The 22,993-nt window shown below is 74.6% G+C and carries 19 protein-coding genes; 9 read left to right on the forward strand and 10 right to left on the reverse strand.

Translation table 11 applies throughout. The features are described from left to right. Nucleotides 1-236 precede the first annotated feature (236 nt). Together fxsA and pdxH are read right to left on the reverse strand one after the other, a co-directional pair. Entirely contained in the window at nt 237-428 is a 192-nt protein-coding gene (fxsA, locus tag ACWD4P_RS00430) for an FxSxx-COOH cyclophane-containing RiPP peptide (RefSeq protein ID WP_359820646.1), read from the reverse strand. Between the two features lie 216 nt (nt 429-644). Beyond that, complete coding sequence (pdxH, locus tag ACWD4P_RS00435) at nt 645-1,277, reverse strand: pyridoxamine 5'-phosphate oxidase (protein ID WP_449778153.1); 633 nt, start codon at nt 1,275-1,277, stop codon at nt 645-647. 417 nt (nt 1,278-1,694) lie between these two features. Here pdxH and ACWD4P_RS00440 point away from each other — a divergent pair, with 417 nt between their 5' ends. Together ACWD4P_RS00440 and serC are read left to right on the forward strand one after the other, a co-directional pair. Continuing rightward, nucleotides 1,695-2,795: a citrate synthase 2 gene (locus tag ACWD4P_RS00440; protein WP_355263959.1), complete on the forward strand. Its 1,101-nt coding sequence runs from the start codon at nt 1,695-1,697 to the stop codon at nt 2,793-2,795. Between the two features lie 173 nt (nt 2,796-2,968). Beyond that, nucleotides 2,969-4,087, forward strand: a complete 1,119-nt coding sequence (gene serC, locus ACWD4P_RS00445) for a phosphoserine transaminase (RefSeq protein ID WP_449778099.1) — start codon at nt 2,969-2,971, stop codon at nt 4,085-4,087. Nucleotides 4,088-4,393: 306 nt separating this feature from the next. On the opposite strand, the gene thpR is transcribed toward serC, so the two are convergent. Beyond that, a complete protein-coding gene (thpR, locus tag ACWD4P_RS00450) occupies nt 4,394-5,038 on the reverse strand; it encodes an RNA 2',3'-cyclic phosphodiesterase (RefSeq protein WP_359820640.1) in 645 nt (214 codons plus the stop codon). A 46-nt stretch (nt 5,039-5,084) separates the two neighbouring features. On the opposite strand from thpR, the gene ACWD4P_RS00455 reads away from it, so the two are divergent. Next, complete coding sequence (locus ACWD4P_RS00455) at nt 5,085-5,603, forward strand: GNAT family N-acetyltransferase (RefSeq protein ID WP_359820638.1); 519 nt, start codon at nt 5,085-5,087, stop codon at nt 5,601-5,603. Between the two features lie 42 nt (nt 5,604-5,645). Here ACWD4P_RS00455 and ACWD4P_RS00460 read toward each other — a convergent pair whose 3' ends face one another. Both ACWD4P_RS00460 and ACWD4P_RS00465 read right to left on the reverse strand, forming a co-directional pair. After that, on the reverse strand, nt 5,646-7,169 hold the full coding sequence (locus tag ACWD4P_RS00460; protein WP_449778100.1) for an MFS transporter: 1,524 nt from the start codon (nt 7,167-7,169) through the stop codon (nt 5,646-5,648). Between the two features lie 121 nt (nt 7,170-7,290). Next, nucleotides 7,291-7,725, reverse strand: a complete 435-nt coding sequence (locus ACWD4P_RS00465) for a MarR family winged helix-turn-helix transcriptional regulator (RefSeq protein WP_030235202.1) — start codon at nt 7,723-7,725, stop codon at nt 7,291-7,293. 124 nt (nt 7,726-7,849) lie between these two features. Between ACWD4P_RS00465 and ACWD4P_RS00470 the strand changes: the two genes are divergently transcribed. Both ACWD4P_RS00470 and ACWD4P_RS00475 read left to right on the forward strand, forming a co-directional pair. Then, on the forward strand, nt 7,850-8,272 hold the full coding sequence (locus tag ACWD4P_RS00470; protein WP_359820634.1) for a VOC family protein: 423 nt from the start codon (nt 7,850-7,852) through the stop codon (nt 8,270-8,272). 369 nt (nt 8,273-8,641) lie between these two features. Then, on the forward strand, nt 8,642-9,514 hold the full coding sequence (locus ACWD4P_RS00475) for an MHYT domain-containing protein (protein ID WP_359820631.1): 873 nt from the start codon (nt 8,642-8,644) through the stop codon (nt 9,512-9,514). Nucleotides 9,515-9,658: 144 nt separating this feature from the next. Here the strand turns inward: ACWD4P_RS00475 and ACWD4P_RS00480 are convergent, their stop codons facing one another. After that, nucleotides 9,659-11,371 carry a hydrogenase maturation protein gene (locus ACWD4P_RS00480; protein WP_449778101.1) on the reverse strand — a complete coding sequence of 571 codons (1,713 nt, stop codon included), beginning with the start codon at nt 11,369-11,371 and terminating at the stop codon, nt 9,659-9,661. Nucleotides 11,372-11,569: 198 nt separating this feature from the next. After that, on the reverse strand, nt 11,570-12,493 hold the full coding sequence (locus tag ACWD4P_RS00485) for a DUF4231 domain-containing protein (RefSeq protein ID WP_449778102.1): 924 nt from the start codon (nt 12,491-12,493) through the stop codon (nt 11,570-11,572). A 131-nt stretch (nt 12,494-12,624) separates the two neighbouring features. Here ACWD4P_RS00485 and ACWD4P_RS00490 point away from each other — a divergent pair, with 131 nt between their 5' ends. Beyond that, complete coding sequence (locus ACWD4P_RS00490; protein WP_449778103.1) at nt 12,625-13,074, forward strand: VOC family protein; 450 nt, start codon at nt 12,625-12,627, stop codon at nt 13,072-13,074. A 74-nt stretch (nt 13,075-13,148) separates the two neighbouring features. Here ACWD4P_RS00490 and ACWD4P_RS00495 read toward each other — a convergent pair whose 3' ends face one another. Next, nucleotides 13,149-14,609, reverse strand: coding sequence for an NCS2 family permease (locus ACWD4P_RS00495; protein WP_359820602.1), 1,461 nt, complete (start codon nt 14,607-14,609; stop codon nt 13,149-13,151). A gap of 178 nt (nt 14,610-14,787) precedes the next feature. Here ACWD4P_RS00495 and ACWD4P_RS00500 point away from each other — a divergent pair, with 178 nt between their 5' ends. The 3 genes from ACWD4P_RS00500 to ACWD4P_RS00510 all read left to right on the forward strand — a co-directional run bounded on the left by ACWD4P_RS00500 (nt 14,788) and on the right by ACWD4P_RS00510 (nt 17,998). Further along, entirely contained in the window at nt 14,788-15,066 is a 279-nt protein-coding gene (locus ACWD4P_RS00500) for a DUF2530 domain-containing protein (protein ID WP_359820600.1), read from the forward strand. A gap of 130 nt (nt 15,067-15,196) precedes the next feature. Further along, entirely contained in the window at nt 15,197-17,656 is a 2,460-nt protein-coding gene (locus tag ACWD4P_RS00505; protein ID WP_449778104.1) for an HAD-IC family P-type ATPase, read from the forward strand. 132 nt (nt 17,657-17,788) lie between these two features. After that, a complete protein-coding gene (locus ACWD4P_RS00510) occupies nt 17,789-17,998 on the forward strand; it encodes a hypothetical protein (protein WP_449778105.1) in 210 nt (69 codons plus the stop codon). A 64-nt stretch (nt 17,999-18,062) separates the two neighbouring features. Here the strand turns inward: ACWD4P_RS00510 and ACWD4P_RS00515 are convergent, their stop codons facing one another. Both ACWD4P_RS00515 and ACWD4P_RS00520 read right to left on the reverse strand, forming a co-directional pair. Then, nucleotides 18,063-21,359: a sacsin N-terminal ATP-binding-like domain-containing protein gene (locus tag ACWD4P_RS00515; RefSeq protein WP_449778106.1), complete on the reverse strand. Its 3,297-nt coding sequence runs from the start codon at nt 21,357-21,359 to the stop codon at nt 18,063-18,065. Nucleotides 21,360-21,721: 362 nt separating this feature from the next. Then, a complete protein-coding gene (locus tag ACWD4P_RS00520) occupies nt 21,722-22,603 on the reverse strand; it encodes a DUF3027 domain-containing protein (RefSeq protein WP_359823067.1) in 882 nt (293 codons plus the stop codon). Nucleotides 22,604-22,993: the final 390 nt, after the last annotated feature.

Here is a 22,993-nt window from a genome sequence, read left to right on the forward strand (position 1 = left end):
CCCGTGCCCGACGGTCCGCGACGGCGCTGGTTTCATACCCCAGCATGTCGTGAACTCCCCTGGCCCCGCTGGCGAGTTGGCGGATTGGGCGACACGGGGGGTTTAGCCGGTGGTCAGGCGCACACGGACGGCCCGCGGCACTCCGGCGCCCGGGGGCGCGCGAACGGGGAGCGCGGGGCGCATCCGCGGGCGCCGCCTGTCGGGGCCTGGCGCCAGGGGCCGGTCCGGCGGTCGAGCTAGCGGTCGAGCGCCGACTGGAAGGCCGCGAGCGGCTCCGCGCCGGGGGTCAGGGCGTCCGCGACGACGCGGCGCAGCAGGTCCCCCAGGACGGTGTCGGGCAGGGCGTCGAGTTCGTCGAGCGGCAGGGCGGTGACGTCGACCAGGTCAGAGCCGAGTCCAGCGGCGGTTTCCGCACCGGTGACGCCCATCAGTCCCTCACTCGATCGTGTCGGCACAGCGGGCTGCCGGCCGGATGTGCATCGACCCAGGTCCGCGACGGGCATCCTACACCCGCGCGGTGACGGCCCATCAGCTCCGCGCGGACGCCGCGCGGCGCCTGTGGGCCGAACGGATCACGGGCGCCACGCGGACCACGGGCGCCCGGCGGACCACCGGCGCCGCACGGACCACGGACGCCGCACGGCTCACGGGCAGAGCCGCTCCACCCGCCACCCCGTCGGGCCGGACGGGGTGGCGACGTAGCGCAGCCGGTCGTGCAGCCGGTTCTCCCGGCCCTGCCAGAACTCGACGCTCTGCGGGACCACCCGGTACCCGCCCCAGAACGGCGGCACGGGCACGCCCTCGCCCTCCGGGTAGCGGCGCTCCAGTTCGGCGTAGCGCTGTTCCAGGACCTCCCGGCCGCCGACCGGGCTGGACTGCTCGCTGGCCCAGGCGCCCAGCTGCGAGCCGTGCGGTCGGGTGCGGAAGTAGGCGGCGGTCTCGTCCCGGCCGACCTTCTCCACCCGGCCCTGGACGATCACCTGGCGGGCCAGCGCGATCCACGGGAACAGCAGCCCGGCGTACGGGTTGGCGGCCAGCTCGGAGCCCTTGCGGGAGCCGTAGTTGGTGAAGAACACGAAGCCGCGCAGGTCGTAGCCCTTGAGCAGGACGGTGCGCGAGCTGGGCCGGCCCTCGGCGTCGGCGGTGGAGAGCACCATCGCGTTGGGTTCCACCACCCCGGCGTCGTCCGCCTCGTGGAACCAGCGGGTGAACTGGCCGATCGGCTCGGGCGCGAGCTGCTCCTCGACCAGGCCCTCGTGGCTGTAGTGCTTGCGCATCACGGTGAGGTCCGGGCCTGGGCGGGCCTCGTCGGCCAGGGTCCGGTTGGCGGGGCTCAGGGGCGTCGACTGGGCGCGATCCGGGGTCTGCACGCCAACATCATCCCGTACGACAAGCAACGGGCGCCGCTACCTCCGGACAAACCCGAGTGGGAGATGAGGTGACCCGCGACCGCTCGGCCGTCCGTCCTGCGGGGAATTGTCCGGGGCCGGGCGTTTGGTTCCGGGGCTTCCCGGGCACGACCGGCCCGCCCGCGGGGAAGTCGAACAGCCTCACGGGAAACATCACCACGGTGGTGTATGGCGCAATGCACCCCGTGCCTGTCACTCTGGCACCGAGTGCCAAACACCATTCGGTCACTGGTGCGCCGCCCCACCACGGCGGAGCGCCGATCACAGAACAGAGGGAGCCGTCGCATGTCCGATTTCGTACCCGGGCTTGAGGGAGTCGTCGCGTTCGAGAGCGAGATCGCCGAACCCGACCGCGAGGGCGGCGCCCTGCGGTACCGCGGTGTCGACATCGACGACCTGGTGGGCAACGTCTCCTTCGGCCACGTCTGGGGCCTGCTGGTGGACGGCAAGTTCAACCCCGGCCTGCCGGCCGCGGAGCCGTTCCCGATCCCGGTGCACTCCGGCGACATCCGGGTCGACGTGCAGTCGGCGCTCGCCATGCTCGCCCCGGTCTGGGGCCTCAAGCCGCTGCTGGACATCGACGCCGAGCAGGCCCGCGACGACCTCGCCCGGGCCGCCGTGATGGCGCTGTCCTACGTCGCCCAGTCGGCCCGCGGCCAGGGCCTGCCGATGGTCCCGCAGAGCGAGATCGACAAGGCCGAGACCGTCGTCGAGCGGTTCATGATCCGCTGGCGCGGCGAGCCGGACCCGAAGCACGTCAAGGCCGTCGACGCCTACTGGACCTCGGCCGCCGAGCACGGCATGAACGCCTCCACCTTCACCGCCCGGGTCATCGCCTCCACCGGCGCCGATGTCGCGGCCGCCCTCTCCGGCGCGGTCGGCGCGATGTCCGGCCCGCTGCACGGCGGCGCGCCGTCCCGCGTGCTCGGCATGATCGAGGAGATCGAGCGCACCGGCGACGCGACCGCCTGGGTCAAGAACGCCCTGGACAAGGGCGAGCGCCTGATGGGCTTCGGCCACCGCGTCTACCGCGCCGAGGACCCGCGCGCCCGGGTGCTGCGCCGCACCGCCAAGGAGCTCGGCGCGCCGCGCTTCGAGGTCGCCGAGGCACTGGAGAAGGCCGCGCTGGAGGAGCTGCACAACCGCCGCCCCGACCGCGTGCTGGCCACCAACGTCGAGTTCTGGGCCGCCATCATGCTGGACTTCGCCGAGGTTCCGGCGCACATGTTCACCTCGATGTTCACCTGCGCGCGCACCGCGGGCTGGTCGGCGCACATCCTGGAGCAGAAGCGCACGGGCCGGCTCGTGCGCCCCTCCGCGCGCTACGTCGGCCCCGGCCCGCGCCGCCCCGAGGAGATCGAGGGCTGGGACGCCATCGCCCGCTGACCGTCCCGGGCGAATACCGGACGAGCGTCCGGACAGTGCCCCTGAGCAGCGGGTCCGGCTCGGGCCGGGCCCGCTGCCGCCCGTCCGGGGCCGGCCGGCGGGCCACCGGCGCCGCATGTCTCAGCGGGCGGACTCCCGTATCCCGGTGGGCTCCCGGCCGGTAGGCTGCGCGCGTGGCTCAGATCCAGATCCCCGCTGACATCAAGCCCGCAGACGGCCGTTTCGGCTGCGGACCGTCCAAGGTGCGCCCCGAGGCCCTGAGTGCCCTCGCCGCCACCCAGACCTCCCTGCTCGGCACCTCGCACCGCCAGGCTCCGATCAAGGACCTGGTGAAGCGCGTGCGCGAGGGCGTGAGCAGCCTGTTCTCGCTGCCGGACGGCTACCAGGTCATCCTCGGCAACGGCGGCTCCACCGCCTTCTGGGACATCGCCGCCTTCGGCCTGGTGCGGGAGAAGTCCCAGCACCTGGACTTCGGCGAGTTCTCCTCGAAGTTCGCCTCCTCGGTCAAGGCCGCGCCGTGGCTCGGCGAGCCGACCGTGATCAAGACCGCCCCGGGCACCCACCCGCTGCCGGTCGCCGAGGCCGGCGTGGACGTCTACGGGCTCACCCACAACGAGACCTCGACCGGTGTCGCGATGCCGATCGGGCGCCCGGCCGGCGCGGACGAGGGCTCGCTGGTCCTGGTGGACGCCACCTCGGGCGCCGGCGGCCTGCCGGTGGACATCACCGAGACGGACGTCTACTACTTCGCCCCGCAGAAGTCCTTCGCCTCCGAGGGCGGCCTGTGGCTGGCCACCTTCTCCCCGGCCGCCCTGGAGCGCGCCGCCGAGATCGCCGGCTCCGGCCGCTACATCCCGCCGTTCTTCTCGCTGCCGACGGCCATCGACAACTCGTCGAAGGACCAGACGTACAACACCCCGTCGCTCTCCACCCTCTTCCTGCTGGCCGACCAGCTGGAGTGGCTGAACGGCAACGGCGGGCTGGACTGGGCGGTCGCCCGCACCGCCGACTCCTCGTCCCGGCTGTACTCCTGGGCCGAGAAGTCCTCCTTCGCCACCCCGTTCGTGGTGAACCCGGCCGAGCGCTCCCAGGTGGTCGGCACCATCGACTTCGACGAGTCGGTGGACGCCGCCGCGGTCGCCAAGGCACTGCGTGCCAACGGCATCGTGGACACCGAGCCGTACCGCAAGCTGGGCCGCAACCAGCTGCGCATCGCGATGTTCCCGGCGATCGAACCGGCGGACGTCGAGGCGCTCACCCACTGCATCGACTACGTGGTCGAGCAGCTCTGACACCGGCCCCCGGGGACACCGGGGACACGGCCGAGGGCCACCGCCGACGGGCGGTGGCCCTCTCGCCGTTCCGGGGCCGTGGCCCGGCGTCGGACGTGCCCGGCGGGTACCTGACGGGCGCCCGGCGGGGCCGGTGGGCGCCAGTGGGTGCCGGTGGGCGCCGGGGGGTTGTCGGTGGGCGCCCGGAGGGGTTCCTAGCCGCCGACCAGCGAGCTGATCAGCACGACGACCAACATCAGCACCAGGGCGCCGGAGACGATGCGCATTCGAGTCTTGGGGTCCACGGTCAACGAGCGTACCTCCGGCTCAGCGCGGACTCCGCCCGGGCCCTCCCCGGTCCGGCCCCGGAGCCTCCCGCGCGCCTCGGCCCCGGTCCGCCAGAGCCCAGGAGCCCAGCGACTCGTAGTGCGCGGATCCGCCGCCCGGGTCGCTGCGCACCAGGTGCAGCTCGGCGGCCTCCCACTCCGGCCCCCGGTAGTCGGCCAGCGCCGCCACCAGGCCGTCCAGCTCGGCCGCCGCGACCCGCCGCACGGCCCGCCGGTGGCCCCGCGAGGAGCCCGCCCGGGCGAGGGTGAGGTGCGGGTGGAAGGCGAAGTCGTCGGTCGCCCCGGTGACCTCGGCGGTCGCCCCGGTCACGGCGTCGGCCAGTCGGCGCAGCGCCCAGGTCCGGCCCTCGACCCCGGCCCAGAGCACCCGGTCGCCGAACCGCCCCGCGCCCGCGATCCGCAGCCGGTGCACCGGGTGCACCTCGGCGACGGCGGCCAGTCCCGCCTCCAGTTCGGGCAGCCGCTCGGCCGGCACCTCGCCCAGGAAGGCCAGGGTCAGGTGCCACCCGTCGACGCCGGTCCAGCGCAGCCGGTCGGCCCCGGGGAGCTCCCGCAGCGGCGCGACCACCTCGGAGAGCCCCCGCAGCGCCTCGGCCGGCGGCAGCACCGCCACGAACAACCTCATGGCCCAATCTTCCCGCGCCCGGCCGTCTGGGGTAGAACGGTTTCCCATGAAGATCCGCAACGGGGGGCCCGCGGACGTCCCCGACATCCTGTCCCTGCTCGACGGCGCCGTCTCCTGGCTGGCCGCCCAGGGCCGCACCGGCCAGTGGGGCGACCAGCCGTTCAGCACCAACCAGGCCCGCGTCGACCAGGTCCGCTCGTACACCGAGGAACCCTTCCTGATCCGCCTCGCCGAGGACGAGGACGGCCGTACGGTCGGCTGCTGCGTGGTCTCCGAGGACCGCGGCCGGTGGATCCCCGCCGTGGACGAGCGCGAGCTCTACGTCCGCAACCTGGTCACCGACCGCGGTCGCAAGGGCTCGGGCATCGGCGCCGCGCTGATCGCCGACGCGGTCGAGGAGGCCCGTCGGCGCGGCATCGGCCTGCTCCGGGTGGACTGCTACGGCGGCGCCGACCGCAAGCTGGTCGGGCGCTACCGGGCGCTCGGCTTCACCGAGACCGTGACGTTCGAGGTCGAGCAGCCGCACGGCCTCTGGCCCGGCCAGGTGCTGGAGATCCGACTCTGAGACACCGCAGGCCCCCGGGCACCCCGGGGGCCTGACGTGTCGTCAGCAGGCCGTGGCCAGCTCCGACTTGCTCGCGCTCGCGGTCCGCGGCACGAAAGCGACCACCCGGCCGCCGCGGCCCGGGTGCAGGTCGAACCGCACCTTCAGGTCCGCGCTGCGGGCCAGCACCAGGCCGACCGCTCCGGCCGCCGCCGCGGACACCAGTCCACAGGCCAGCAGGCCGAGCCGGGGCCCGTACGAGGCGGTCACCCAGCCGACGATCGGGGCGCCGATCGGCGTGCCGCCGGTGAAGACCAGCACCAGCAGGCCCATCACCCGGCCGCGCATCTCGGGGTCGGTGGCCAGCTGCAGGGTGGAGTTGACGGCGGTGTTGAAGCTCAGCCCGAACACCCCGATCAGCGTCAGCAGCAGCGCGAAGGTCCAGTAGTCGGGCGCGAACGCGGCGACCACCTCCAGCGCGCCGAAGGCCAGCGCCGCGCCGACCAGCCGGCGCAGTCGCGGCACGCCCCGACGGGCGGCGAGCAGCGCACCCGTCAGCGAGCCGATCGCCATCGCGGTGTTCAGCAGGCCGTACTGGCCGGCGCCCACCTTGAAGGTGTCGTACGCGAAGCCGGAGAGCAGCGTCGGGAAGTTGAAGCCGAAGGTGCCGATGAAGCCGGCCAGCACCATCGGCCAGAGCAGCTCGGGCCGCTCCTTGACGTACCGCAGGCCCTCGCGCAGCTGCCCCTTCTCGCGGGCGATCGGCTCGGTCGGGCGCAGTTCGCTCTCCCGCATCGCGAGCAGCCCGCCGATCACGGCGGCGAAGGACAGCGCGTTGACGGCGAACGCCCAGCCGCTGCCGACCGCGGCGATCAGCAGGCCCGCGACGGCGGGGCCGACCAGCCGGGCGGTCTGGAAGTTGGCGGCGTTCAGGCTGACCGCGTTGGCGAGGTCCTTGGGCCCGACCATCTCGGAGACGAACGCCTGCCGGGCCGGGTTGTCCACCACGGTGACCAGGCCGAGCAGCAGCGCGAAGAGGTACACGTAGTACGGCGTCACCACGCCGCCGACGGTCAGCACCGCGAGGCCGGCGGCCAGCAGGCCCATCGCGCCCTGGGTGCAGATCAGCAGCCGGCGCTTGGGCATCCGGTCCGCGAGCACGCCGCCGAACAGGCCGAGCAGCAGCATCGGCAGGAACTGCATGGCGGTGGTGATGCCGACCGCGAGCGGGCTGCCGGTGAGGCTCAGCACGAGCCAGTCCTGGGCGATCCGCTGCATCCAGGTGCCGGTGTTGGACACCACCTGGCCGGCGAAGTAGTAGCGGTAGTTGCGAACGCGCAGGGAGGAGAACATCCCCCCGGGCCGGGTGAACTCGGCACCTGTGGGAGACGGTTGGGCCGAGTGGGTTCGGCCGGGAGCGGCGGGGTCCGCCGCGGTGCGTTCGTCGGGGTCGTCGTCGCCGTTGCCGGGCAGCCCCGTGGGGGCGGGTGCCTGGGCGTCGGCGGCCGCGGCTCCGGCCGCGGCGGGGTCGTTGGTCGGGTCGTCGGTACGGATGGCGGCGGCGCTGGCTGCGGCCGGCGGTGTCACGGTGGTCTCCCCTCGCGGCGCGACGGCCATGGCGGTGGCCGTCGCGCTCCTGGTGTCGGTGGTCGGTCCTGCGGTGATGCGGGCTCCTTCTCCTCCCGGCGGCCGGCCGGGTTCGGTGTGCCTAGAGGTGTGCGAGCTTGTAGAGCACGGGCGCGGCCTCCCTGAGGACGGCCCATTCCTCCTCGTCGAGCCCCTGGGCGAGCTCGGCGAGCCAGACGTTCCGGCGCCGGCGACTCTCCGCGAGGATCGTCTCGGCCTGCTCGGTGCTGCTGACGACCACCTGGCGGCGGTCCTCGGGGTGCGGTTCGCGCCGCACCAGCCCCTTCTCCTCCAGCATCGCGACGATCCTGGTCATCGAAGGAGGCTGCACGTGCTCCTTCCGGGCGAGCTCACCCGGCGTCGCCTTTCCGCACCGGGCGAGGGTGCCCAGCACTCCCATCTCGGTCGGACTGAGCGACTCCTCCACCCGCTGGTGTTTGAGTCGTCGGGAGAGGCGCATCGTGGACGATCGCAGCTGACTGATCGCTGCGAGGTCCTGCTCGGACATCTCGGGCATCTCTTTAGCTTACGTCATTACTCTCGCTAAGGAAAATGGGATCCGCCGCCGCGCCGGAGGGTCACCGCGGTGCCATATTGGGTCTTGGGCCCCAGCTCCCGACTCCCGGAAGGGCCGACCCGCCATGTCCGACCTCGCCACCGAGCAGACCGCGCAGACCGAGCGCGCCGAGCCGGGCGACACCGGCTTCGGCCGGCTCGCCATGGTCACCATCGACTGCGCCGACCCGGTCGCCCTGGCCTCGTTCTACGGCGAGCTGCTGGGGTGGGAGACCAGGCACGCGGACGAGCACTTCGCGATCCTGGACAACCCCGAGGGCGGCAGCCCGCTGGGCTTCGGACGGGTGACCGGGTACCGGCCGGAACCGTGGAAGGAGCCGGACGGCAGCAAGCACTTCCACCTCGACTTCTACGTCGACGACCTGGAGGCGGCCACCGCGAAGGCCCTCGCGCTCGGCGCCACCGAGCCCGCCTACCAGCACGGCCGCACCCTGCGGGTGCTGATCGATCCGGCCGGCCACCCGTTCGGGCTAGCCCCGCTGGAGTGAGCGCCGGGACGGTCCTGGGCGGATCCGGGGCGGTCCGGGCGGGTCCGGCACAGAACCCCGACGGTCCGACGCAGAACCCCGACGGGTCCGGGGCGGCACCGGGGGGTGGTGCGCAGGCGGTGTCAGGGGTTGGTGCCGGGATCATGCAGGCCGCGTAAAGGCCCATCCTGACCTGCGACTTCACGAAACGCACGAACGTTGTGCGACTGCCGGGCAGTGACTACTCTCCCCGATTGTCAGGGGCACCACATGCCGGGCCCCGCTCCGCGGGCCCGCGTTCCCGCTCCGGTGCCCGTTGCCGCGCGCCTTCCCCGGCCAGCCGCGTCCGACCGCGTCCCGGTGCCCTCAGCCCTCGTCCAGGGAGCTCCATTGGGTGAGATCCACCACGCCGACCACGGCTGGGTGACCCCGGCGGTCTCGTACTTCGTCGCCTGCGCCGGCGCCTTCGTCGCTCTGCGCGGCGCCCGCTGGGCCCTGGTCTCCCGCGGCCGCACCCGGGTCGCCTGGCTGCTGTTCGCCTCCAGCTCGCTCGGGGCCGGGATCTGGTCCATGCACTTCATCGCGATGCTCGGCTTCTCCGTGACCGGCGTCGAGATCACCTACCGGCCCTGGCTGACCGTGCTCAGCCTGCTGGTGGCCGTCGCCGTGGTCGGCATCGGGCTCTTCACCGTCGGGTACTGGCGGCGGCGCCCCGTCCTGGCGCTGATGGTCGGCGGGCTGACCACCGGCCTCGGCGTCGCCGCGATGCACTACCTGGGCATGGCCGCGATGGTCCTGCCCGGCCGGCTCGGCTACGACCGGACGACCGTGGCGGTCTCGGTGGCGATCGCCGTGGTCGCGGCCACCGCCGCGCTCTGGGCCGCGCTGAACATCCGGGGCACGCTCGCCGTCCTGGCGGCGGCGCCGGTGATGGGCGTGGCGGTCTGCGCGATGCACTACACCGGCATGGCGGCGCTCTCCGTCCAACCGGACTTCTCGCGCTCCACCGCGGACGGGGTGATGGCGCTCCAGTTCGTCTTCCCGCTCGGGGTCGGGCTCGGCTGCTACGTCTTCTTCGGCTCGCTGGCCTTCGCGGTCTCGCCGAGCCGACCCGACTCCCGGCCCCTGCTGGCCGGTCCGGCCGCCCCGCTGCCCCCGCGCACCCCCGCGGTTCCCGAGTGGGCGGCGCGCACCCCGGGCGGTCCGGACGACCCGACGGCCCCGCGGTCGCGACGGCCGGTGGGCGGGGCGACCCGGCGCTGACGCCGGGTACGGGAGCGGGGGCCCGAGCGGCGTCCGGCCGGGCCCCCCACCCCGGCCGGGCGCCGCCCGACCCCGCCCGATCCCCGGCCGGGCGCCGCCCGATCCCCCACCCGATCCCCCGCCCGAGGCGCGCGCGGGGCGGGCCTACGAGGGCCGCCCGAGCAGCCCCGCCACGTGCTCCGGTGTGGCCACCGGGCAGACCTTGTGCACGAAGTCCCGCCGCAGCGCGTGGTACGGCTCGCCCGCCCGGTAGAAGTTGGCGTGCATCCGGCGCAGTTCCTCCGCCCGGTACTCGGCCAGCGGTTTGGCCTCCTCGTCGGCCGCGCGGCGGCGCTTCTTGTCCACCAGCCGTCCGGTGAGCTCCGGCGAGGCGGCGATCCGGTCCGCCTCACGGGCCACCCAGCGGCGGAACCCGGCCGCGTCCCCGCCGACCGTGCGGTCCACCAGGCCGATCCGGCGGGCGTGGTCCGCGCCGACCGGCAGCGCCTCGGAGGTGAGCCGCTCGGCCTGCTCGGCGCCGACCCGGCGGGGCAGGGTGTACGTCCAGTACTCGGAGCCGTACAGGCCCATCAGCCGGTAGTGCGGGTTGAGCACCGCCGACTCCCGGCACCACACCTCGTCGGCGGCGAGCGCCGCCATCAGCCCGCCGGCCGCCGCGTTCCCGGTCAGGGCCGCCACCGTCACCTTGTCCGTCGTGGTCAGCACCGCCTCGACGAAGTCGTCCATCGCGTTGATGTTCTCCCAGGACTCCAGCGCCGGGAAGGCCGCGCCCTGGATGACGTTCAGCTGGATCCCGTTGGAGTAGAAGTCCCGGGGCGCGCCGAGCACCAGCACCGAGGTCGGCCGGCCGGCCGCCTCCCGGTAGGCGGCGAGCAGCCGGCGGCACTGCTCGGTGCTCACCGCCCCGCCCGCGTGGGCGAATTCGAGGAAGCCGACCCGGCCCTCCTCGCGGTAGCGCAGCTCCGACCAGGTGTCCCGGCCGCTCGCCCGCTCCGGGTCCACCGGCACCTCGCGGACCCGGTACAGCTCGTCGGCGAGCACGGTGGCGGCCGGCAGCTTGAAGGTGGCCGGCCCGCCGGGGGTGCGGCGCGGGCGCAGCTGGGGTATCCACACCGCGCCGTCCACCGTGGCCCGGCAGATCGCGCCGTCCCGGGTGGCCAGCACGGCACCGGGCACCGGGCCGCGCAGCTCGTCCTCCGGGTGGCCGCCGTGCAGGAAGAACTCCCGTCCGTACAGCTCGTCCAGCACACCGGGCTGGGAGTCGGCGGCGCGCAGCTTGCGCAGCACGGCGGCGGTGTCGTCCCGCTCCCAGTCGATCCGGCGGGACTCCTGGCGCAGGAGGGGCCGCGCCCGGCCGCGCACGTCCGGCCGGGCGTAGTCCAGCGGCTCGGGGGTGAACCGCCCGCTCTCGTACCGCTGGACGGCCAGCAGCACGGCCTCGACGGCGGCGTCGGCGAGCTCGCCGCGGTACAACTCGCTCTTGCCGCACGGGGGGACGGGGAACTCGACGGACGCCCAGATGTCGCCGGCGTCCATCTCCTCGACGGCCTGCAGCACGGTGACGCCCCAGTGCTCCTCCCCCTCGGTGATCGCCCGGTCGAGCGAGGAGGGGCCGCGGTCGCCCTTGGGCCCCGGGTGCACGATCAGGACGGTCCGGGTCGACCAGATGTCCTGCGGGACGGCCTTGGTGAGCATCGGGCAGACGATCAGCTCGGGGTCGGTGCGGGCCACCCCGGCTCTCATCTGCTCGTCGCCGAGGGCGAGTTGGACGGCGACCCGGTGGCCGCGCTCGCGAAGCTCGGTGTGGACGCGCTGGGTCAGGCTGTTGAACGCGCTGGCGATCAGGAGAATGCGCAAGGAGGGCCTCCGGCGGGAACTGGGGTCGCGCGCAGGCGATGAAACCAGGGCATGGACACGTAATGATCACGGTCCGTGTTCCGGTGCTCTACTCTCACGCACCCCGCACACCTGTGCGCCGCGTTTCGCCGGATCTCCCCAAGTCCCCGTTCCCGCCGGGTACCCTCTCCCGCGCCGCCTCCCCGGCGCGGGAACCGACTAGCGCGGGAACGCCCGGCGGGCCCGCCAGGTGGTGTGCTCCCGGGAGACGGCGTCCTCCGCGTCGGCGGCCAGCCGGGCCCAACGCGCCTCGGCGTCGGGCGCCTTGAGGTCCAGGTCGGACAGCTGGTTGCCGACGTTCTCCAGCTCGCGCGCGGCCAGCTGGTAGGCGGCGGCCAGCGGGCCGAGCTGCTTGAGCTGCGTCCAGGCGATGATCGCCGCGGCCGCGGCCGAGGTCGTGCCGAAGAGGTGCACCGGCAGCGCGCCGGTGGCCTGGGCGACGGCCGCCGCCGCGCCGACGATGATCAGCACCGCGACGCCCAGCCCCCAGGAGACCGCCTGGGAGTCGCAGGCCTCGGCCCGGGAGCGGTACCAGGTGCGCTGGCCCTCCACCCGGGTGCGCAGGTAGAGCGTGCGCCGGGCGGCCAGGCCCTCGGCACGCTGACGCCGCATCTCCGGGGTGATCTCGGCGACGCTGCCGGGCGGCACGATCTCCGGGTCCTCGAAGGCCCGCAGCACGTCCTCGACCTGCAGCAGGTAGCCGCGGTCGACGTCGGCGGACTCGGCCTCGCCGTCGAACGGCCGGGCCCGGACGGTGTACTTCCAGGCCAGCGTCTTGACCGACTCGGCCGCCGCCCGGGCCTGGTACCAGCGGCCCTGCGGGTTGCCGCGCCGCAGCCGGGACCAGAAGTAGCCGGCCACCAGGAAGGCGGCGACCGAGAGCAGCGGCCAGAAGTCGAAGCCGCCCTTGTCGCCCGTGCTCGGGAACGACCCGATCACGGCGGCGACCACCAGCATCGAGATCAGTCCGCGGTACCAGCGCAGCGTCTCGCGCTGGCCGTCCAGCGAGGCCTTGTCCGCCGTCCAGAACAGCTCCGGCAGCAGCTGTGCCTCGACGCCCCCCGGCGGATCCTGTTGCACCATCGGTCGAGTCCCCTCCCCCTTCTCCGTCCAGCCAGTATTCCCTCCGCCAACTCGCCTACACGGGCGCCTTTTTGACAACTTCCGACCGGTGGCCGTTGTCCGGCCGCCCGGTAACCTATATAACCGGTTACATGCCGCTGCACTGGAAGCTCGTCATCGACTGCGCCGACCCGCACCGCCAGGCCGCCTTCTGGGCCGCCGCCCTGGAGTACGCGCGGGAGGACCACGGCGCGCTGATCACCCGGCTGCTCGCCGCCGGCGCGGTCGGCCCGGAGGCCCTCACCGAGGTGGACGGCCGCCCGGCCTGGCGCACCCTGGCCGCCGTCCGCCACCCCGAGGACCCGTTCGACCCGGCCTCGGACACCGGCCTCGGCCGCCGCCTCCTGTTCCAGGCCGTCCCCGAGCCCAAGCAGGGCAAGAACCGGCTGCACCTCGACCTCCACCCCGGCCCGGACGCGCGCGGGGCCACCGTCACCCGCCTCGAAGCCCTCGGCGCCACCACCGTCCGGCACGTCGAGGAGCCCGGCGGCGCCTGGGCCGTCATGCGAGATCCAGAGGGCAACGAGTTCTGCGTCCACTGACCAGCCCCCTCGGGAACGCCGAAGCCCCGCCCTCCCGGAGCCGGGAGGGCGGGGCTTCGTACCGCGGTGGGCCGTCAGAGCAGGCCGAAGGCCGGCATCAGGTAGTAGAAGGCGAACACCGTCGCCACCGCGTACATCGGGACGGGGACCTCGCGGCCGCGGCCGGCCGCCAGGCGCAGCACGCAGAAGGCGACGAAGCCCATGCCGATGCCGTTGGTGATGCTGTAGGTGAACGGCATCATCACGATGGTCAGGAAGGCCGGGATCGCGATCGTGTAGTCGGCCCAGTCGATCTCCTTGATCGAGTTGGCCAGGATCAGGAAGCCGACGGTGATCAGGGCCGGGGTGGCGGCCTGGGCCGGGACCATGGTGGCGAGCGGGGTGAGGAAGAGCGCCACCACGAAGAGCAGGCCGGTGACGATCGAGGCGAAGCCGGTCCGGGCGCCCTCGCCGACACCGGCGGTGGACTCGACGAAGCAGGTGTTGGCGGAGGCCGAGGTGGCGCCGCCGGCCGCGGTGGCGATGCCGTCGACCATCAGGACCTTGTTGATGCCGGGCAGGTCGCCCTTCTCGTCGAGCAGGTGGGCCTCGTCGGCCACGCCGAGGATGGTGCCCATCGCGTCGAAGAAGCAGGACATCAGCACGGTGAAGACGAACAGCAGGCCGGTCAGCACGCCGACCTTCTCGAAGCCGCCGAACAGGCTGACCTTGCCGACCAGCCCGAAGTCCGGCGCGGAGACCGGGTTGCCCGGCCAGGTCGGGACGGTCAGCCCCCACTTGAGCGCCGGGACGTCGGCCACCTTGTCGATGATCGCGGCGAGCGCGGTGGAGACCGCGATGCTGATCAGGATGGCGCCGGGCACCTTGCGGATCAGCAGGATCAGGGTGAGCACCAGGCCGATCACGAAGATCAGCACCGGGAAGCCGAGCAGGTGGCCGTTGCCGCCGAGCTGGAGCGGGACGGTGGTGTGGGCGGCGTCCGGGATGCGGCTGACGAAGCCGGAGTCGACCAGGCCGACCAGGCTGATGAACAGGCCGATGCCGATCGCGATGGCCTTGCGCAGGCCGAGCGGGACGGCGTTCATGACCCGCTCGCGCAGACCGGTGGCGACCAGCAGCATGATCGCGAAGCCGGCCAGCACGACCATGCCCATGGCGTCCGGCCAGGTCATCCTGGGGGCGAGCTGGAGCGCCACGATCGTGTTGACGCCGAGGCCGGCGGCCAGGCCGATCGGGACGTTGCCGATGACGCCCATCAGCAGGGTGGTGAGACCCGCGGTGAGGGCGGTGGCGGTGACCAGTTGGCCGCTGTCCAGGTGGGCCCCGGTGATGTCCGTGCCGCTGGCAAGGATGATCGGGTTCAGCACCAGGATGTACGCCATGGTGAAGAAGGTGGCGACTCCGCCGCGGATCTCGCGCGGCAGGGTGGAGCCGCGCTCGCTGATCCGGAAGAAGCGGTCGACGGCGCTCGTGGGGGGCTTGGGCGCGGCGTCGGCGGGTTCGGGCGACTCGGTGGTCGGCTGGACCACAGGCATGTGCGTGCGTCCTCTGTGGGGGAGCTGAGGAGAGGGAGTGAACGCCCGGTGCGACGGTGGCCGGGCGCAGATCTTTAAGTATGGTTTCCGGATCGCACACGCGCTATCTTCGCGCGTAGAGCCTGCCGGGGGTCGCAACACCCGCGAAGCCGCCCCGCCGCACCGTACGCTAGGCCCCATGCCCAAGACGCCACTGCACCCCTCGCCCCCTCCGCTGGAGGCCAACGACGTCGCCATCGTCGGCGGCGGCACGGTGCTGTGGTTCGTCGCCTTCCTCGCCCTGCTCCCCTTCCAGGGCAGCCTCTCGGCGCACGGCCACGGCACCTGGCCCTGGATCTGCCTCTCCGGCGGGCTGCTCGGCCTGATCGGCCTCTGGTACTGCCGCGCCCGGCGGGACGCGATCGCCCGCAGCCGCGCCGCCGAGGCCGCCGGAGCGGCCGAGCACGAGGCCGGCTAGCGGAGCGCGCGGCCCCGGCGCACCGTCGGACGCGGGGCTGGCGGCGACGGCCGGAACCCGGCCACCCGGTCGGACTGAATAGTCCTTTAGTAGCACGCATCGGACATAAGGCGCCCGTAGAGTCGGTGCCATGACGCAGCCTGCCCAACCAGCGGAAGAGCGGCCGACCGACCGAGACCGCCCGGACGGAGCACACCCCCTCGGCCTGCTGCCCGGCCGGCGCGGCGGCCTGACCGCCGCCGAGGTGGCCGAGCGGGTCGCGAAGGGCCAGGTCAACGACGTCCCCGTACGGTCCAGCCGGTCCACCAAGGAGATCGTCAGGGCCAACGTCTTCACCCGCTTCAACGCGATCATCGGCGTGATGTTCGGGATCATCCTGATCGTCGGTCCGATCCAGGACGGCCTGTTCGGCCTGGTCATCGTGGCCAACACGGCGATCGGCATCATCCAGGAACTGCGCGCCAAGAAGACCCTGGACAGCCTGGCCCTGATCGGCGAGGCCCGCCCCCAGGTCCGCCGGGACGGCTCCGCCCGCCAGATCGGCGTCTCCGAGATCGTCCTCGACGACACCGTGCTGCTCGGCATCGGCGACAAGGTGATCGTCGACGGCGAGGTCACCGAGGCGGACGGCCTGGAGATCGACGAGTCGCTGCTCACCGGCGAGCCCGACCCGGTCCTCAAGCAGCCCGGCGACCCGGTGATGTCCGGCAGCTTCGTGGTGGCCGGCGCCGGCGCGTTCACCGCCACCAAGGTCGGCCGCGAGGCCTACGCGGCCCAGCTGGCCGAGGAGGCCAGCAAGTTCACCCTGGTGAAGTCGGAGCTGCGCACCGGCATCGACAGCATCCTGCGGATCATCACCTACCTGCTGATCCCCACCGCCCTCGGCCTGATCATCAGCCAGCTGGCCGTCGAGGGCCGGGACTGGAAGGAGGCCGTGCGGCGCATGGTGGCCGGCATCGTGCCGATGGTCCCCGAGGGGCTGGTGCTGCTGACCTCGGTCGCCTTCGCGATCGGCGTGGTCCGGCTCGGCCGCAAGCAGTGCCTGGTCCAGGAGCTCCCGGCGATCGAGGGCCTGGCCCGGGTGGACACCGTCTGCCTGGACAAGACCGGCACCCTCACCGAGGGCGGCATGGACGTGGTCGACCTGCGGATGCTCTCGAACGGGGAGCCCGCCGCCGCCACCCCGGAGACCGTCCGGCACGCGCTGGCCGTGATGGCCGGCGCCGACGCCCGTCCCAACCCCTCCATGCAGGCGGTCATCGACGCCTACGGGCGCGGCGACGCCGGCACCGCCCCGGACCGCGACGGCTGGCGGGTGATCGAGGCGATGCCCTTCTCCTCCGCCCGCAAGTGGAGCGGCGTGCAGCTGCTGGAACCGCAGGGCGGCGAGGCCAGCTGGCTGCTCGGCGCGCCCGACGTACTGCTGCCCGCCGGACACCCGGCCCTGGCCGAGGTCGACGAACTGGGCGCCCGGGGCCTGCGGGTGCTGCTGCTGGGCCGCACCCCCGTCCCGCTGGACTCCCCCGACCCGGCGGCCGACCTCACCCCGCTCGCCCTGGTGGTGCTCCAGCAGCGACTGCGCTCGGACGCCGCCGAGACCCTGCGCTACTTCGAGGGCCAGCGGGTCCGGGCCAAGGTCATCTCCGGCGACGCGGCGGTCTCGGTCGGCGCGGTCGCGGGCCACCTGGGCCTGCCCGGCGCCGACCACCCGCTGGACGCCCGCACCCTGCCCACCGACCCGGAGGAGCTCGCCGAGACCGCCGACCGGACCAGCGTCTTCGGCCGGGTCACTCCCCAGCAGAAGCGCCAACTGGTCGGGGCGCTGCAGTCCCGCGGCCACACCGTGGCGATGACCGGCGACGGCGTCAACGACGTGCTCGCGCTCAAGGACGCCGACATCGGCGTGGCGATGGGCACCGGCTCCGACGCCACCAAGGCCGTCGCCCAGATCGTGCTGCTGAACGACTCCTTCGCCTCGCTGCCGTCGGTGGTGGCCGAGGGCCGCCGGGTGATCGGCAACATCGAGCGGGTCGCTTCGCTCTTCCTGGTGAAGACCGTCTACTCCGTCCTGCTGGCCCTCCTGGTGATCTTCACCCACTCGCCGTACCCGTTCCTGCCCCGGCACTCCACCGTGCTGTCCTCGCTGACCATCGGCATCCCCGCCTTCTTCCTCGCGCTCGCCCCCAACAACGAGCGGGCCCGCACCGGCTTCGTGAAGCGCGTGCTGCGGCTCGCGATCCCCGGCGGCGCGATCGCCGGCACCGGCACCTTCGTCGCCTACACGCTCGCCCGCGCCGACCACGCGACCGACCTCAAGGCCGACACCAGCGTGGCCACCCTGACGCTCTTCCTGATCGCCATCTGGGTGCTCGCCATCGTCGCCCGCCCCTACAACTGGTGGCGCCTGCTGCTGATCGGCTCCATGGGCGGGGCCTTCGCCCTGGTCCTGCTGGTGCCCCCGCTGAAGACCTTCTTCGACCTCTCCCTGGTCGGCTTCCGCGATCCGCTGACGGGCGTCGCCATCGCGGTGGTCTGCGGCATCGCCCTGGAGATCGCCTGGCGCGTCATGAAGCGCCGCGGCATGGAGTGACGCGGCACGGAGTGACGCGTCCGCCGGTACGGGGCGGCGCGCCCTCGGCACGGAGCGGCGCGCGCCCCTCGGCGGCTTGCGTGACAAGGCCGTGCCCCCACCACGATGATGGGCACCGGGAGGGGGTGCCGAATGGCGCGCAAGGGTGGGGATCTGGAGGCGTTCATCGCCTTCCTGGGCGGACTGCTGGCGGCCGGACTGGCCGGACTGGCGATGGCGGGTGTCGGCCTGGCCGTCCGGCCGACACCCGCGCTGCGGAGCGCCGCGCTGGTGACGCTCGGCGCGGTCTGGCTGACGGCCACCACCACCGTCTACTGGCGGCTGCGGGCGCGCACCCGCTGAGCCCGGCGGGCGCCCGCGCGGACTCGGCCCCGCACGCGGGCGACTCGGCCCGCACGCCCCGGGCTCAGCCCTCGAAGTCGCGGGCGGCCGAGAGCTCGTAGGCGCGGTCCGGCTCGCTCAGGGCGGCCAGCACCTCGAAGCGGCGGTGCCACTGCCCGACCGACCAGGCCAGCCCGGCGGCGAGGCCCTCCGGGGTGGCCGCGTGCAGCAGACCGGGCACCGGCGGGACGTCGAACTCGTCGTCCTCGTCGCCGGCCTCGGCCAGCTCCGGGTCGTACGGCGGCTCCGGGCTGTCCGCCCCGGTGTCCCAGCGCCAGTCCACCGCCGCCTCGCCGCCGTCCGGCCCGACGACCAGCAGTTCCTCGTGCTCCTCGTAGGCGACCGGGCAGCCGGGCAGCAGCTCCCGCACCACCGCCGGGACCCGGTGCAGCACGCCCTCGGAGAGCACCCGGCCGCCCGCCACCTCGCTGGCCAGCGACACGTGCAGCCGCTCGGCGAGGTCGGCGGCCAGCGCCGGGGCGACCGGCAGCAGCGGGTACGGGTGCAGCAGCTGGACCAGGTCGGGGGCGTCCGCGACGACCGCCTCGGTGGCGTCCACCACCACCGTGTGGGCCGGCCGGCGCCCGGTCTCCGGGTCCAGCGGGGGCAGCGCCCGCACCACGTCCAGCGGCTCGATCCGCTCGCGGTCCACCCGGGCCAGCGCGGTGTGGATGCCGTGCAGCTGGCGGTGGCCGACCTCGGCGTCCGGGTCGGTCATCCGGTCCAGCACCTCGTCCGGCCCGTGCGGCTCGGCGAGCAGCGCGGCCAGCGTGGTGCGCACGCCGAGCGCGTGCAGGAACTGCTCGTCCAGCGCGGTGCGGGCCTCGTCGTACAGCCCGCGCAGCAGCGGGTCGGCCCCGGCGGCGCGCAGGCCGGCCGGCTCGCGGCCCGCCAGCACCGGGTGGTCGCGCAGCCACCACGCGGTGTACGGCGGCAGGTCGGCGTACGAGCCGTCCGGCAGCAGGGTGCGCACCGGGGCGACCACGGCCTCCCGGTACGGCGGGCGGGCCAGCGCGGCGAGCGCCTGCGGCCAGGCGTCGTCGTCCACCAGGTCGAGGTCCCGCACGGCCAGCAGCTCGGCGGCCACCGGCGGGACGCCGACCGCCTCGTCGGCCTGGAGCGCCTCCAGCGCGTCCTCGGCCCACTCGGCGAGCCCGTCCGGCGCCTCGTCCAGCAGGCCGGTGGGGTGGCCGCCGGCCGCGCGGTCGGCCGGGACGGTGGGGTCGAGCCGCTCCAGGTCGTCCGGGTCGAGCACCACGTCCTCGGCCCGCACCAGCACGAAGCCGGCCAGCACGCCGACGGCGGCGAGCACCTCCGGCCCCCAGCGCTCCAGCAGCTCGTCGTCCACCCAGCCGGCGTCCTCCTCGCGGGCGAGCGCGGCGAACGGGCTGCCGGGCAGCACGAGTTCGCCGGCCCGGGCGGGCTCGCCCTCGTCGTCGAGCAGCGCCAGCCGGGCCAGCCACGGGTGGGCACCCGGCTCCGGGGCGGCGGCCTTCACCAACGCCAGGACGGCGTCGGCGAGTTCGAGCGCCGCGTCGAGGTCGTCCTCGGCCAGCTCGTAGGAACGGGCGACGGCGGCCCGCACCTCGGGGGTGTCCAGCACGCCGGCCGGGGTGGCGGTGCCGGCGCCGAGCTTGGCCAGCAGCGGGTGGGCGGCCTCGGGGTGGGCCAGGCGCAGGTCGAGCGCGGCGAGCGCGCCCGCGAGGGACTCGGGGTAGCCGGGGAAGGCCGCCCAGTCGGCGTCCTCGGAGGGCAGCAGGACGCGCCGCGGCCCGGTGACCGTCCGCCCGTCGGCGAGCGGGACGGGCAGCGCGCCGAGCGCCTCCGGGTCGGCCGCGCCGAGCGCCGCGTACAGGTTGCGCCACCAGGCGGGCTCGCGGTCCAGGCCGCCGAGCTGGTCCACCACCTCGGCCAGCGGCACCCGGCGCACGTTCAGCACCCGCAGCTCGGTGCGGCGCTCCAGTCCGGCCGGCAGCAGCCCGGGGAAGATCGGCGAGAGCGCCTCGACCACCGAGCCGTCCGCGCCCTCCAGCAGCGTCGCGTCCCGCGGCCGCAGGGCCGGCGTGCCCTCCTCGACCGGCGCCGGGTGCGGCAGGAACGGCGTGCCGGGCAGCCGGGAGAGCACCGCGGCGCGCAGCGCGTTGTCCAGCGCCCCCTGGCCGAGCGGGGCCGGGACGAGGCCGAGCGAGCCGAGGTCGGCGCCGCGGGCGCGCAGCAGATCGGCGTAGCTGTCGGCGGCGCGCTCGGTCAGGAAGTCGGCCAGCGGGCCGGGCGCGACGTGCCGGCGGGTGGAGTCCAGCGGGTAGGAGGCGATCAGCAGCGCGGGCAGGCCTACCGGCTCGTCGCTGGGGGTCGGCGCGTGCAGCACGGAGGCGATCCCGGGCCGCTGCGGGGCACCGTCCGGGCCGACCGGGACGGCCCAGGTCACCGTCCAGTACGGGCGGGCGCGCTCCTCGGTGGGCCGGTCGACCAGCAGCTCGGCGGAGAGCGTGCCGGAGGTGCCGGCGGTCTGCCAGACCGTCTGCCGCGGCCGGCCGCCCGCGTCGTCGGTGACGGTGACCTCGGTGACCCCGTCCGGGCGCGGCTCGGCGGCGTCCCGGGTGAGCGTCCGGGTGCCGTCCGGGGTCTCCACCACGACCTCGCGCAGACCGGGCAGGGTGAGCAGCAGCGCGTCGTCGATCCCGGCCAGCAGGCGGCGGGTCAGGTCCTCGGCGGCGGCGTCCCGCAGCGGCAGCACGACCACCGTGTCGTAGCCCTCGGGGGCCGGGCCGTCGGCCGCGAACGGCAGCCGCAGCAGCGGCACGTGGCCGTCCCGGCGGCGCAGTTCCTCGGCCAGCTCGGGCCGCTCCCCGGCCATTGCCCGCGCCTCGCCGAGCGACCAGCGCACGCCGCCGGTGGCGCTCAGCACGGCGGGCTCGTCGGTGACCGCGAGGACGGCGGCGAAGCCGACCCCGAACCGGCCGACGGCGGGCGCCTCACCGCGCTTGGAGGAGGCGCGCAGGGTCGACAGCGACTCGACGGCGGCCGCGTCCAGCGGGGCGCCGGTGTTGGCGGCGGCGAGCACGCCGTCGGCGAGGGTCAGCCGCAGCCGGCCGGGGCCGTGCCCGGCCCGGACCGCCGCGTCGGCCGCGTTCTGCGCCAACTCGACCACCAGGCGGTCCCGGTAGCCGCCGAGCGCCAGCTCCTCCTCGGCGTTGGCGTCCTCCCGGAACCGGGACGGCGAGGCGGCCCAGGCGTCCAGCACCCGCCGGCGCAGCGCGGCGCTCCCGAAGGGGTCCGCGAGGTGCTCGTCCGTGCCGCTGCCGATGATCCGAGGTTCCACTGGACCTGCCGCCTTCCGCTGCCCTGTTCGTCGTAGGGCATTCTTCCCTGCCCCACTGACTGCTCCCGACCACGGACCCCGCCGCCGACGGCCCGGGGACGACGCCGGCGGCGCACCTGACGGTTCCTCCGCCGGCCGTCCGACGGCCCGGGGGCTCCCCGGCGGGCGGCGCCGCCGGGGCCGGTGGACGGCCCGGGCCGGACCCGCGCCGGGAACCGAAGCCCCAGGCCACCGGCGGGGCCGCGGCGGGCGGGCGGCCGGCCGGCGGGTGCCGACGCCGGCCCGGAACCGCCCGGAACGCACCGCGGCCCGCGCCGGCGGGTGCCGGGCGGGCCGCGGTGGAACGTCGCTCAGGAAGACCGCTAGGAGTGGCCGAGCTCCTCGGCCGGAGCGTCGGGCTCGACGGAGCCGGAGGCGCGGTCGGGGTGCAGCGGGAGCGGCTCGACCACCAGCTCGTCCAGGATCAGCTCGGACGGCGCCGGCGGGGCCGGGATGACGGCCGCCTCGGAGTGCCCGCCGCAGCCGTACGCGAAGGAGACGATCTGGCCGTCGGCCGGGCCGAACTCGTTGCCGCACACGCCGAAGGCCTGCCCGAGCGAGCCGCCGATCGGGACCAGGAAGCCGCAGCTCGCGCACGAGGCCGGGGCGGCCTGCGCCATCGGGGTCTGCGGGCCGTGGGACTTCTCCCAGCGGTCGGCGGCCAGGTGCAGGCCCAGCCGGGAGAGCACCCGGCTGCGGCCCAGGCCCAGCTCCCCGGCGACGGCGTCGATCCGGGCGCGGGCCGGGGCGGGCTGGATGTGCGGGTCGGTGACGACCAGGTCCTCGTCGTCCGCCAGGGCGACCGCGGAGTTCGGCGCCGGCTCGTCCTCGCCGGTCCAGCCGGGCTCCAGGCGCAGGTCGTCGGCGCCGGTGGGCAGCAGGTCGCCCGGGCCCATGTCGCCGGGGCGCAGCCGGTCGCTCCACGGCACCCACTCGGGGGCGAGCACCGCGTCGGCACCGGGCAGCAGCACGACCTCGTCCAGGGTGACGTTCTTGGCGCGCGGCGCACGGGCCACGGTGACCGCCCAGTGCCAGCCGCGGTAGGCCGCGTCGAGGCACTCGAAGGTGTGGGTGACGACGCGGTCGGCGTCCGCCTGGACGCCCAGGTGCGGCCCGACGGCCTCCGCACCGACGGCCTCCTCGGCGGCCTGGCGGGCGAGTTCGACGGCCTCGGCACAGAGCCGGTCGGGGGTACGGCTTCGCATCGCAGCACTCACGGCGTCGATTCTCTCCCAGTTCTTCTGTCGCCCACGGCGTGTTGCCTGTTCCGTCGCGGCTCGGTGTCCCTCGTCCATTCTGCGCGACCGGGAGCCCCCTCGGGTACCGGCCGCGCCGCTCGACCGGCCTGCCGGCGCCCCGGCGCCCCGGCGGGTCGACCCTGGGCAGGCTACCCGTCGCCCGGCACCCCGGCACAGTCCGGGGCGGACACGTCCCTTCCGAGAGGCCGCGCCGAGCGGGTCCGGTCCCGCGTCGGCTCGCCGATTCTGGGGCAGGATGGGCTTGTGGCGGACCACGACCCGTCGCAGCACGCACTGCGCGCCCCGCAGGCCGGCAGCCCCGACCACGCGGACGCCGTGCCGCGACAGCAGCCTCCG

The organism is Kitasatospora sp. NPDC002543 (assembly GCF_053594915.1).